This window comes from Amycolatopsis sp. NBC_00348 (genome assembly GCF_036114655.1).
In the GTDB taxonomy this organism is placed as follows: domain Bacteria; phylum Actinomycetota; class Actinomycetes; order Mycobacteriales; family Pseudonocardiaceae; genus Amycolatopsis.
This window is the reverse complement of sequence record NZ_CP107994.1, coordinates 3356386-3368271: the sequence shown is the minus strand read 5'-3', so window position 1 is coordinate 3368271 and position 11886 is coordinate 3356386. Positions and strand designations below refer to the sequence as shown.

Annotated in this window: 13 protein-coding genes; 3 read left to right on the top strand and 10 right to left on the bottom strand. The window is 72.3% G+C overall.

Going from position 1 to position 11886, the window contains the following annotated elements; all coding sequences use genetic code 11:
• Positions 1–63: 63 nt before the first annotated feature.
• From mftC to OHS58_RS14160, 7 genes are all read right to left on the bottom strand, one after another.
• On the bottom strand, positions 64–1245 hold the full coding sequence (gene mftC / locus OHS58_RS14190; protein ID WP_328648526.1) for a mycofactocin radical SAM maturase: 1182 nt from the start codon (positions 1243–1245) through the stop codon (positions 64–66).
• A complete protein-coding gene (mftB, locus tag OHS58_RS14185) occupies positions 1242–1517 on the bottom strand; it encodes a mycofactocin biosynthesis chaperone MftB (protein ID WP_328648525.1) in 276 nt (91 codons plus the stop codon). The genes mftC and mftB overlap by 4 nt, the downstream gene beginning before the upstream one ends.
• Positions 1518–1527: 10 nt before the next feature.
• Positions 1528–1629 carry a mycofactocin precursor MftA gene (gene mftA, locus OHS58_RS14180; RefSeq protein WP_326949412.1) on the bottom strand — a complete coding sequence of 34 codons (102 nt, stop codon included), beginning with the start codon at positions 1627–1629 and terminating at the stop codon, positions 1528–1530.
• 23 nt (positions 1630–1652) lie between these two features.
• Positions 1653–2765, bottom strand: a complete 1113-nt coding sequence (locus OHS58_RS14175; protein ID WP_247051566.1) for an NDMA-dependent alcohol dehydrogenase — start codon at positions 2763–2765, stop codon at positions 1653–1655.
• 95 nt (positions 2766–2860) lie between these two features.
• On the bottom strand, positions 2861–4474 hold the full coding sequence (locus tag OHS58_RS14170; RefSeq protein ID WP_328648524.1) for a sigma-54-dependent Fis family transcriptional regulator: 1614 nt from the start codon (positions 4472–4474) through the stop codon (positions 2861–2863).
• 103 nt (positions 4475–4577) lie between these two features.
• Positions 4578–5060, bottom strand: a complete 483-nt coding sequence (locus OHS58_RS14165; protein WP_326949415.1) for an NUDIX hydrolase — start codon at positions 5058–5060, stop codon at positions 4578–4580.
• Positions 5061–5094: 34 nt separating this feature from the next.
• Positions 5095–5946: an urea carboxylase-associated family protein gene (locus OHS58_RS14160; protein WP_328648523.1), complete on the bottom strand. Its 852-nt coding sequence runs from the start codon at positions 5944–5946 to the stop codon at positions 5095–5097.
• A 156-nt stretch (positions 5947–6102) separates the two neighbouring features.
• On the opposite strand from OHS58_RS14160, the gene OHS58_RS14155 reads away from it, so the two are divergent.
• Entirely contained in the window at positions 6103–7059 is a 957-nt protein-coding gene (locus tag OHS58_RS14155; protein ID WP_328648522.1) for a hypothetical protein, read from the top strand.
• Between the two features lie 89 nt (positions 7060–7148).
• A complete protein-coding gene (locus tag OHS58_RS14150; protein WP_247051571.1) occupies positions 7149–7817 on the top strand; it encodes an HNH endonuclease family protein in 669 nt (222 codons plus the stop codon).
• On the opposite strand, the gene OHS58_RS14145 is transcribed toward OHS58_RS14150, so the two are convergent.
• Positions 7814–8575 carry a fructosamine kinase family protein gene (locus tag OHS58_RS14145; RefSeq protein ID WP_328648521.1) on the bottom strand — a complete coding sequence of 254 codons (762 nt, stop codon included), beginning with the start codon at positions 8573–8575 and terminating at the stop codon, positions 7814–7816. The two genes, OHS58_RS14150 and OHS58_RS14145, sit on opposite strands and share 4 nt — an antisense overlap.
• Here OHS58_RS14145 and OHS58_RS14140 point away from each other — a divergent pair.
• Complete coding sequence (locus OHS58_RS14140) at positions 8574–8954, top strand: MmcQ/YjbR family DNA-binding protein (protein WP_326949419.1); 381 nt, start codon at positions 8574–8576, stop codon at positions 8952–8954. The two genes, OHS58_RS14145 and OHS58_RS14140, sit on opposite strands and share 2 nt — an antisense overlap.
• Here OHS58_RS14140 and OHS58_RS14135 read toward each other — a convergent pair.
• Positions 8879–9736, bottom strand: coding sequence for a GNAT family N-acetyltransferase (locus OHS58_RS14135; RefSeq protein WP_328648520.1), 858 nt, complete (start codon positions 9734–9736; stop codon positions 8879–8881). The two genes, OHS58_RS14140 and OHS58_RS14135, sit on opposite strands and share 76 nt — an antisense overlap.
• Before the next feature lie 41 nt (positions 9737–9777).
• Complete coding sequence (locus OHS58_RS14130; RefSeq protein WP_328649806.1) at positions 9778–11853, bottom strand: putative Ig domain-containing protein; 2076 nt, start codon at positions 11851–11853, stop codon at positions 9778–9780.
• Between the last annotated feature and the right edge of the window lie 33 nt (positions 11854–11886).

Below are 11886 nucleotides of genomic sequence, written 5' to 3'. Positions count from 1 at the left end.
CCGGTCACTTTGCGTGGTCGTAAGGCCATTCTCACATTTCCGGCGGCCGTCCAGTGTGGACGGTCAGCGGCGGCCGGCCAGCGGGCTGGTGTCGCACGCCCGGTCCGGGATCCGCACCGCCGGCAGGCCGAGCAGGACGCTCTTGCGCTTCCCGGTGCGGGAGTGGTCCTGGCCCGCCTTCGGCAGCCCGGCAGTGTCGCGTGTGGACAGTGCGTGTTCGCCGTGGCCCTTGACGCACTCGGGATCCGGGCCGTCCAGGGGCAGGCCGGTGAAGAACTTCGCCGCCATGCAGCCGCCCTGGCAGCTGTCGTAGGCCGCGCACGAGGAGCACGCGCCACCCGTCTGCGGCCGGCGCAGGTCGGCGAACAGCGCCGAGTCCCGCCACACCGGGCCGAACCCGGCGCCGCGGACGTTGCCGGCCTTGAACGCGTCGTGGATGGCGAACGGGCAGGCGTAGACGTCGCCGATGGGGTCGATCAAGCAGACGACCCGGCCCGCGCCGCACAGGTTCAGCCCGGGCAGGGGCGTGGAGCCGAGCGCGTTGAGGTGGAAGAACGAGTCGCCGGTCAGCACACCCTCGCCGTGGGCCACCAGCCAGTCGTACAGCTCGAGCTGCTGCTCGGCGGCCGGGTGCAGGTCGTCCCAGACGTCGGCGCCGCGCCCGGACGGGCGCAGCCGGGTGATCCGCAGCTGCGCGCCGAAGTCGTCCGCGATGCGCTTGAACGCGTCGAGCTGCGAGACGTTGTGCCGGGTCATGACGACGGAGATCTTGAAGTCCTTCATCCCGGCGTCGGCCAGGTTGCGCAGCGCCCGCATCGCCATGTCGTAGGAGCCCGGGCCGCGCACGGCGTCGTTGACCTCGCGGGTGGCGCCGTCGAGCGAGATCTGGACGTCGACGTAGTCCGTGCTCGCCAGCTGTTCCGCCCGCGCCGGGGTGATCTTGACGCCGTTGGTGGAGAACTTGATCCCGACGTGGTGGGCGATCGCGTAGTCCAGCAGCTCCCAGAAGTCGCTCCGGACGGTCGGTTCGCCGCCGCCGACGTTGACGTAGAAGACCTGCATCCGCTCCAGCTCGTCGATCACCGCCTTGATCTCGGCGGTCGACAGCTCGCGCGGGTCGCGCCGGCCCGAGGACGAGAGGCAGTGCTCGCACGCCAGGTTGCAGGCGTAGGTCCATTCCCAGGTCAGGCAGATCGGTGCCGTGAGGCCGTACTTGAACTGGTCGACCAGGGCCGGGACGCTCACGGGTCCTCCACGATCATGTCGGTGGCGACGAGGGATTCGAGGGCGGTGAGAAAGCTCGCCCGGCGGGCTTCCCCGAGCTCGGCCGCGTCGAGCGCGTCGCGCAGGCTGGCGTGGGTCGCCAGCTCGCGGACGAACGCGACGAGGTCCGGGGACTTGAGGAACGACAGCTTGCGGTTCCCGAAGTGGTAGGCGAGCGCCCCGAACGGTTCGGGGCGCAGCGCCACCTGCGGGTTGAGCCGGTACGCGGCGTCGAGGTTCAGCTGCGAGTCCATTGTGGACGTTTTAGTAGACACCGCACATACCGTCGATCGAGACTTCTTCGACGAGCAGCTCTTCGACAGGCTCCTCGATCGGCTCCTGGATGTCCGGGGTTTGCTCGGCCATGCTGTCCTCCTCCGGTCGGGTGGTCACTGGGCGTGGACGATGACGCCGCGGATGTTCTTGCCGTCGCGCAGGTCCTGGTAGCCCTCGTTGACCTGGTCGAGGGTGTACTTGCGGGTCACCAGCTCGTCGAGCTTGAGCTTCCCGGCGTCGTAGAGCCGCAGCAGGCGGACGATGTCGTACTGCGGGTTCGCCGAGCCGAACAGCGTGCCCTTGATCGTCTTCTCGAACAGCGTCATCACGCCGCCGGAGACGTGCACGGTGAGCTTCTCCGGGTTGGCGAGCCCGGTGATGACGACGGTGCCGCCCTTGCCGACGACGTCGAAGGCCTGGCTGACGACGTCCTCCTCGACGGTGCCGACGGTGATCAGCGCCTGGTCGGCCAGCTGGCCCCAGGTGAGCTCGTTGACCTTCTCCGCGGCTTCGGCGGCGGTGGCGAAGGCGTGGGTGGCGCCGAACTTGAGCGCGGCCTCCCGCTTGAACTCCACCGGGTCCACGGCGACGACGTACTTCGCGCCGGCGTGCGCGGCGCCCTGCACGGCGTTGATGCCGATGCCGCCGATGCCGTAGACGACGGTCGTGTCGCCCGCCCGGACGCCGCCCGCGTAGTTGGCCGTGGCCCACCCGGTGGGCACCCCGCACCCGACGAGCACGGCGGTCTCCAGCGGCAGCCAGTCGTCGACCTTGACGACCGAGTGCTGCGAGATGGTGGCGCGCTCGGAGAACGTGCCGAGCATGCACATCGCGCCGAAGTCCTGGCCGCCGGCGTGGAAGCGGAAGGTGCCGTCCGGCATGTGGCCGTCGAGGATGGTGGCGCCCATGTCGCACAGGTTCTGGCGGCCGGTGGAGCAGTAGCGGCAGGTGCCGCAGTTCGGGATGAAGCTGCACACGACGTGGTCGCCGGGCTGCACTTTCGTGACGCCGGGGCCGACGTCCTCGATGATCCCGGCGCCCTCGTGCCCGCCGATGATCGGGAACCGCGGCACGAGGTCGTTGTCGATCAGGTGCAGATCCGAGTGGCACAACCCGGCGGCGGTGTACTTGATCAGCACCTCGCCCGGCCCGGGCCCGTCGAGGTCGAGCTCCATCAGCTCGAACGGCTTCCCGGCATCGAACAACACGGCTGCCTTGGTCTTCACGGCCATCTCCTCAACGTGCGGCGGTGCACCCCTACGCAGCCGATTGTGTGCAGCGGGAAGGGCCGCGAAGTGTCCGATTCCCGGACAGTGCGTGGTCAGCGGACCCGCAGCGCGCGCATCCGGTTGTAGAGCGTGGAGCGGCTGATGCCCAGCTGCTTGGCCGCGTGGACCTTGTTGCCGCCGCACGCTCTCAGCGTCCGGACGATGACGTCGTACTCCGCCTGCTCCCAGCCGCTCAGGGCCGCGCCCGGGGCGGTCGACGCGCAGCCCGGGGCGACGTCCTCCGCGGTCAGGTCGCCCGCCGAGCGGCGGTCGGCGGCCGCCGAGAGGACTCCGGCCAGCTCGCGGAGGTTGCCCGGCCACTGCTGCGAGCCCAGCAGCTCCAGCGCGCCCGGCGTCAGCCGCAGCGACGCGCCGGAGTCCCGCAGCAACGCGCGGGCGATCGACGGGATCTCGTCGCGGCGCTCCCGCAGCGGCGGCAGCTCGATGCGCCGGTGCACGCGTGCCGCGAGGGTCGCCTGCTCACCGTGCAGCTCCGACGCCGGGCCGCTGACCAGGGCGAACCACGCCGCGGTCGTGTCCAGGAGCCGGGACAGGCGCACCGCGGCCAAGGGGGGCAGCAGCTGGATGCCGTCGATCACCAGCAGGCCGGGCGTACCGGCCGCGGCCTCCACGCCGGCGCACCACGACGCCGCTCCGGAGACGACGTCCGAGGCGTCGAACTCGACCACCGGTGCGTCGCCGGCGACGACCCGCGCCGCCGTGCTGCGGCCGGCGCCCGGCTCGCCGCAGATCAGGACCCGGCGGCGGGCGCGGCCGGCGTTGCGGAGGCGGTCCTCCACCGCCGTCGGGAACAGCTCGCGCGTGCCGCGCGGGCGGGACACCACCGGGCTCGCCGGGCGGACCGGGGCCAGCTCGAACAGCAGCCCGGCGTTCGCCGACACCGCCTCGACCCGGACCTCGACCGGCGTGCCCGAGGTCAGCCGGATCCGCCGGACCCCGCGCCGGGTGCGGCCGAGCTCCTGCAGCAGCCGGTGGTCGGCGGTGTCGACCAGCTCGGTCGCCGCGGTGTTGGCCAGCACGACGTTCTGGCCGAGGGCCAGCACCGCGCCCGCCCGGTGCTGCACCGACTGGAACGCCGCCAGCAGCTGCTGCTCGGCGAGCTTCGCGCCGTCGAGCAGCCGCCGTTCGATGTCGGACACCGCGCGCCGCAGGAACGGCCCGAGCAGCGGGTTCGCGTCGCCGGCCGGGCCGGTGATGTCGAGGACGCCGGCCAGGCGCCGGGTCGCCGGGTGCGTCACCGGGTGGCCGTAACAGGTGAACTGCTTCATCGCCTCGAGGAAGTGCTCACCGCCGTCGACCGCGACGCCGCGGCGGGTCTCGAACGGCGTCGCGAGGGCGTTCGTCCCGGTCCGCTCCTCCAGGAACTGGCAGCCGGGCACCGCGCTGATGTCCTCCAGGGCCAGCTCCACCGACCGCTCGGTGAACCGCCGCGCGACGATCCGGCACTCGTGGTCGGCCAGCACGACGCAGAACCGGGTGCCGGCCAGCTGCCGGGCCAGCTCGTCGAGCACCGGCGACGCGGCACGCAGCAGCCGGCTGCGGCTGTCGACGTCGGTGACGTCCAGCCGGTCGACGGCCGCCCCGGGGGAGAGCCCGGACAGCTCGGCCCGCCGCCACGACTGCGCGATCTCGGTCCGCAGGTCCACCTTCGCACTCCTCGTCGAGCCGATCGGGTACCCGCCGCCCATCATCACACGGACCGCGCGCGGGGTGAACCGCTCAAACCGTTCCCGCCCAAGGGTTCGGTGATCATCGGACCGGGTGGCCGTCTTCACACAGGAGCAGCTCGCCCGATCGGACGGCGGCCAGCGCGGCGGCGACCCGACGGGCGAGGACCGGCTGGAGTCCGGGTGTCGCGTCAGCGAGCGAGAGCAGGTGGGCCGAGACGATCTCGGCGTCGGTGAACGTCAGGCGGGCGACGTCGTCCTCGGTCACCAGGCCGCCGTCGAAGACGAAGTTGAGGCCCTCGGGCAGCCGGCCCGCCGGCTGGTGGTCGAGCACCAGGAGGCGTCCCGCCGGCCGGTCGAGCCCGAGTTCTTCGCGCAGTTCACGCACAGCCGTGTGCCACGGGGCCTCACCCGCCTCGCCGGCGCCGCCCGGGATTTCCCAGAACGGCTGGTACGACGGCCGGACGAACAGCACACGATCCGCCGTGTCGCGCAGAAGCACCCCGGCCGCCGTCCGCTTGCGGTCGAGGGAGCGGACGTACTCGTCGAAGGGCAGTAGTTCCACCCGGGCAACGTAACCCGGCCCCGTCGCCCCCGGTCTAGGTCGAGCCCGGTTCACCCCATTCCGGCTGCCGGACGCCGTGCAGGCCGCTATAAGCCGCCCGCGGCGGGGACGACCAGCCTTCGAGCAGGTGCGACGGTGGAGCGAAGACCTCGACGCCGATCGGGCGGCAGACCTCCAGCGGGTCGCGGGCGTCCGGGCCCCACAGCGGGATCGACAGGTCGCCGCCCGGGCACGTCGAGAGCGCGCACAGCAGGTCGACTTCGGCGAAGAACTCGAAGTGGTCGCCCGGGCGGGCCGGGCAGGCCTTCATGAAGTACCGGTCGTCCTCGGTGAGGCCGGTGCACTGGAAGACGTTCAGCACGTCGTGCACGTCGAACTCGGTGAGCCCGAACGGCGCCACCGCCCGGACCAGGTTCGAGTGGCAGTGGAAGTCGAAGTCCTCGCCGGTGAGCATCCGGTTGACGTACGGGTCGCAGCGGGTGCCGAGCAGGTCGTGCACCCGGCCGCCCGCACCGTCGACGCCGTAGTCCGCCAGCGTGTCGGACGTGATGGTGGCCAGCGGGCGCAGGAACGGCAGCGTCGACCACAGCCGGTCGAACGTGCTGACGTGCGCGCGTTGCAACTGCCGGGTGCGCGCGGCCCAGAAACGCTCGCGCGGGTCGTCGGCGTTCCACAGGTTGAGGTCGCCGACCTGCGGGCCGTCGATGGTCCGCAGCCGGCACAGGTGCCCGCGCGGCACCCGCCACGCGCGTCCCGAGCGGATCGGGACCTCGAGGCCGGCGACCAGCTCGCGCCCGGTTTCGCCGGCGAGCCGCTGGTAGAAGGGCCGGTCGACGTCGAGCGCGCCGCCGGCGGTGGCCCGGTAGGCGGGTGGCGGTGAACCCATCGGCGATCTCCCTGGTCGGCTTCGGGGTGTCCGTCCAGCATGCCCCGCTACGGACGGTGCCCGGTTCGTCGCAATCGACCACTCGTTCGGCGCCTGGGAGGAAAGCGGTCCGCCTCCTACCGTCGAGGGACCGTTCGCCGTTCTCGTCATGGAGGTGTGACCGGCGTGCTCGTCGCGCAGCAGCGCACCGGCGACCAGGGCCTGCCCGTCGCCGCGGAGCATCTCGTGGGGTTGCTGCGGTCCTGGGGCCCGGACCAGCTGCGGGGCCTGGCGTTGGCGGGGATCAGCGTGCCGAGCCGCGCCGGACCCCGGTTCATCGACGCGCTGGTGTTCACGCGCAGCGGCGTGGTCGTGCTCGCGGCGCACGAGCCGGGCCTGGTGACGGGCGCCGAGCCGGGACCGCAGGTGGGCGTGGCGGTCGCGGCCGTGAAAGGTGCGCTGGGCGCGCTCGGCGGGGGCGAGTACGTGACCGGGCTCGTCGTGGTGGTGCCGCCGGCGCGGCAGCTGGATTCCCCCTGGGCCGCAACCGAAGCCGCCGCCGACGTCGAACCGCGGCGGCCCGAGCTGGTGGCACCCGGCCATGGCACGTTCCCCGGTGAGCGGACGCTGCCCGCCCCGCCACCACCGGCGGGCCTCCCGGGCATCCGGCACGCGTGGCCGTTGCTGCCGATGCACGAACCCGAAGCGGGCGTCGCCACCGTGCTCGCCGATCCGCGCGGGCTGCGGCGGATCATCGCGCAGCACAACCGGTGGCGGACCGTCTGGACTGCCGACGACGTGCTCGAAGCCTGCTACGCCCTGTCCCTCGCCCACCTCGCGCCGCCGCGGGCCGCGCTGCTGGCCGAACGGTTCCCGCTGCGGCTGCCCACCGCGGCCCGGGTCCTGCAGCCGGTCCCGGAGCTGCGGGAGGTGGCCGCCGAGGTGGTGGTGCCGCCCGAGCCCGAGGTCGAAGAGCCCGCGCCGCTCCGGCCGCGAGGCCCGGTCTCCGCCGTGTTCCCCCGGCAGCGGCCGATCCGGCAGGTGCCGTGGGGGCTCGTCGTGGTGCTGAGCCTGCTCGTGACGATCGGTCTCGTCGCCGCGGTGTTCGTCGCGCAGGTCTTCCACGGCGGCTGACGCGCTCGGTTCGCGCCAACTAGGCCGATTGCACCGTTTCCCCGGCGCGTCTCCTGGGCATCACCCGGTAGACGTGAAAGGGGCTCACGATGTCGCGCACCAAAGCGCTCTCCTTGGTCCTGCTGGCCGCCGTGGCGGGCAGCGCGCTGACCGGGTGCAAGCCGGAAGACCTGGCCGCCGGGGGCCAGGGCAGCCAACCCGGCGGGACGGCCGCCGCGGCGCCGGTCGCGCCCGCCGAGGCCCGCACCGAGCTGAACGCGCTGCAGGTCGCCGTCCGCGGCACCATGGACGGCTACTCCCGCGACGAGTTCCCGCACTGGGACAAGGTCGACGGCGCCTGCGACACCCGCGAACAGGTCCTCAAGCGGGACGGCAAGAACGTGTCGGTGGACGCCCAGTGCGCCGCGAAGTCCGGCACCTGGGTCAGCGCCTACGACGGCCAGACCTGGACGAAGGCGTCCGATGTGGACATCGACCACATGGTGCCGCTCGGGCAGGCCTGGATCAGCGGCGCCAAGAAGTGGACGAAGGAACGCCGCGAGCAGTTCGCGAACGACCTGGTCCGGCCGCAGCTGCACGCGGTGACCGACAACCTCAACGAGCAGAAGAGCGACAAGGCGCCGGACGCCTGGAAGCCGCCGCTCGTGTCGTACTGGTGCACCTACGCCACCGACTGGATCGTCGTGAAGCGCAACTACGGCCTCACGATCACCGTGCCGGAGAAGACCGCCCTGGAGACCATGCTCGCCAAGTGTTAACCGAGTGACCGGGCCGCGGCGAGGGCCTGCGCGGCGTAGGACTGTCCGAACAGGACGGTGTGCACCAGCAGCGGGAACAGCTGGTGCATGCCGATCCGATCGCGCAGGCCTTCGGCCAGCGGTGCGGTCTCGTCGTACGCGGCGACGATCCGGTCCAGGTGCGGGCAGCCGAACAGGTGCAGCATCGCCAGGTCCGTCTCGCGGTGGCCGCCGTGCGCCGCCGGGTCGATCAGCCACGCGTCGCGGCCGTCCCACAGGACGTTGCCGTTCCACAGGTCACCGTGCAGCCGCGCCGGTGGCTCGTCGGGCGCGGCGAACCGGGCGCACGCGCGCTCGAAAGGCGCGGCTTCGAGCAGTCCGGCGTCGACGGCCTGCCGGACGTAGGGCAGGACGCGGTGCGCCGCGTACCACGACGGCCAGTCCTCACCCGGGACGTTCGCCATCGGTGCCAGGCCGATCCAGGCGTCGGCCGGCCCACCCGGGGGAGCGGCGCCGAACGCGGGCGCGCCGGCCGCGTGCAGGCGGGCCAGCCCGCGGCCGAACCGCTCGGCGGCTCCCGCGTCCGGACGTCCGGCGGGGACGCGGTCGATGACGAGCTGGTCGTCGTCGTGGCTGTGCACTTCCGGCACCGGGACCGCGCCCGCCGCGGCCAGCCAGCGCAGGCCCGCCACCTCGGCCGCCGTCGCGCGCGGCCCGGCGCCGCGTTTGACCACGACGGCGCGGCCGTCGTCGAGTACGGCCTCGGTCAGGTCGCTCATGACCCGCACGGTACCGGCGCGCTACGGTGGGCCGGTGCAGGACTTCGAACGGGTGCTCGGCGCGCTGGCGGACGTGGAACGCTCCGAGGCGCGCGACTACTCGTCGTTCAGCGTGCGCGGGAAGCGGTTCGGGTACTACTGGCCGCGGACGCGGACCGTCGGCCTCAAGCAGACGATCTCCGAGCAGCTGGCCCTCGTCGCCGAGCGCCCGGACGTCTTCGAGGTCCAGTTCACCATGGGCGGCTTCGGCTGGGTCGTCGTCCACCTGGACGGCATCGAGGCCGACGAGCTGGCCGAGCTGATCTACGAGGCCTGGCGGCTGTCGGCGCCCGAAGAGCTGGTCGCCGAGGTGCCCTTCACCAGGATCGCCCGGGTGTAGAGCAGGTCGAATCCCTGCCGCTGCGCGTTCTGGTGCGACTTCGACCCCGGCTGCGTGGTGACGACGGCGACGTCGCACCCGGCTTCGGTGGCCGCGGCGAGCCGGGCCCGCAGCAACGCCGTCTGGACGCCACGCCGGCGGTGCGCGGGCAGCGTGGCCGCGCCGGTGAACTGCGCGATCCCGTCCGTGACGCGGAAACTGGCGCCGCCCGCGAACTCGCCGTCGCGCACCGCGACGTACCGCCGGACCCCGGCCATGTCCCGCAACGCGCGGACCAGCGCCTCCCGCGGGAAGTCCTCGTGCGAGGGCAGCCCCTCGGTGTCGGCGACGGCGCTGGCCTCGGCGACCACGGCCAGCCACCGCTCCAGCTCGTCGTCGCGGCACAGCCGGACGTCCTCGGGGACGTCCGTGTCGCCGAGCCGCCGCCCGAGGACGTTCTCGAACGACTCCAGCCGGTAGCCGCGCTCGGTGAGGAACACGCCGACCGCGGAATCGGCCAGCTGGCACAGCTCGACCTGGACCGGCGCGCCCAGCTCCGCGAAGGCCTGCTCGACCTCGGCCAGCTCGGCGGTGTCAGGCAGGCCGTCGAAACCGAGTGCGGCGATCTTGGTGAACGGCGAGTCCGCTTCGGCGAGGCTCGCGACCCCGCCGGCCAGTGGGCGCGCGAACCCGGCGCCGCGCCGTGCGCGTCCGGCCTCGTTGCACGCCTCGATCAGCCGCGCCTCGGCGCGTTCGATCCGCGCCGCCAGCGCGACGTCACAGAAAAGCCGGTCCCCGCCCATGCGCCCAGCGTGCCGGACGCACGGGCGGGGAACCAACCGATTTAGCCTTCCACCCGATGCGACGCCCAGAACGACGTCAGGTCGGTCGACCCGGCCGCCGCCTGCGCCGCGGCCTTGAACTCGGCCGTCGTCGACACCCCGTACCAGTGCGACTGCGCGTACGACTTCAGCAGGTTCGCCATCGGCGTGTCGCCGATGAGCCGCCGCAGGTCGTGCAGGGTGCACTTGCCGTAGTTGTAGACCACGGTGGAGTACCGCGACGAATGCGCGTCCCAGTACGCCATCGAGTTGGTCAGCTTCTCCGCGCTCGACTGCCACGTGATGCCGCAGCCGCTGCCGGTGATGCCGCGGTAGAGGTCGGTGGCGTAGTCGGTGAAGCTCTCGTCGAGCCACGGCGAGTTGTACTCGTCGTCGCCGACGATCCCGTAGAACCACTGGTGGGCCAGCTCGTGCGGGAGCGCCGTGGTCGACACGAGGTCCATCACGAAGCCCGGGTACTCCATGCCGCCGAACCAGAAGTTGTTGTCCAGCACCACGTCCACCTCGCCGTACGGGTAGTCGCCGAAGCGGCCCGAGTGGACGTCGATGGAGTCGGCGGCCAGGCTCAGCATCTGGTTCGCGCTGCTCGTGGAGATCCCGCTGACCGAGTAGACGTTGACCCGCACGCCCTTGCCGGACGTCGTGCTGATCTTCGCGAACGGCCCGGCGCCCCAGGCGAAGTCACGCACCTTGTTCGCGACGGCGTGGGTGGTCGTCGTGCTGCCGCTGGTCGTCTCGGTCGACGTGCCGGTGGCCGGCGTGAGCACCGACGTCGGGTGCACGAGGGTGACGTCGAAGTCGCTGATCAGGCTGTAGAACGCCTCGCCGTTGTTGGTGTACGGGTCGAGGTGCCAGCCCGCGCCGTCGCGGACCGCCAGGATCGGCAGGGCGTTGCCGATCATGTTGAACGCGCCGTCGTGGCCGAACCGGTCGGCACCGCTGGGCACGACGATCTTCAGGTCGAAGCCGATCGACGCCGACTGGCCCTGGGCCAGCGGCGAGGGCAGCGTGATCTTCAGCGCGGTGCAGTTCACGCTGAGCGCCGACGCCGTGCCGCCGGTGACGTTCGTGACCGTGATCGGCGTCGTCGGGCAGGTGCCGTGGTAGTTGTCCCAGAGCCGCAGGTAGACCTCGGGCAGCGCGGTCGGCGAGCCGTTGGTGAAGCTGACGGACTGGTGCCCGTTCCAGGTGTCGCCGGCGGTGTTCGACGTCAGGTTCACGGTGTAGGCCGGGTTGATCGGCGTGCGCGTCGAGTCGGCGGGGGCCGAGCCGATCGTCCACGAGAACGTGGCGCTGCCGCTGTTGCCGCCCGGGTCCTTGGCCGTGACGGTGACCGACGACGTGCCGGCGGCGGTCGGCGTGCCGGTGATCTTCCCGGTGCTCGCGCCGATGGCCAGCCCGGCGGGCAGGCCGGTCGCGGTCCAGGTCAGCGCGTCGTTCTGCGGGTCGGTGGCCTGGACCTGCAGCGACACCGCCTGGCCGGCGGCGGTGGTCTGGCTGCCGGGCGAGGTGACGACCGGGGACTGCGGGTTCGACGTGCCGGTCGTGGTCAGGGCGAAGTCGTCGAGGAGGAAGTTGGTGGCCAGGCTCGAGTCCTCGGTGCCGGTGACCTTCAGCGTCACGGTCTGCCCGAGGTAGCGCGAGACGTCCACGGTGCGCTGGACGTAGCCGGTGTTCTTGTCGAGGTTCGAGTAGCTCGCGAGGGTGTCGGTCCCGGCCTGCACCACGAGCTTGTCGTAGGCGGTGGTCGTCGACGTCTCCTTGGTGTCGACGTGCGACCACCAGGTCAGGCTGGCCGTCGCGCAGCCGGCCGGGAGCGTCAGGGCCTGGGACAGGGTGTCGGTGTGGGTGGTGCCGTAGCCGTCCAGCCAGGCGTCCATCGTCCCGCCGTGGGCCGGTTCCGCGGTGGTCGCCGCGGAGATGACACCACTGGTCTGGGTCCACGGCGTGGTGCCGCTCTCGAACCCGCCGTTGCCGACGAGCTGGTCGCCGCAGACCGCGGCGGCGGCTTGCGCCGGCGCGGCGACGGCGACTGTGCCCAGCAGGCCTGCGGCCACACCGAGCGCAGCGGAAAGCACCCTCGATCTCATGAGGTCGTCCTTTCGCGGCCC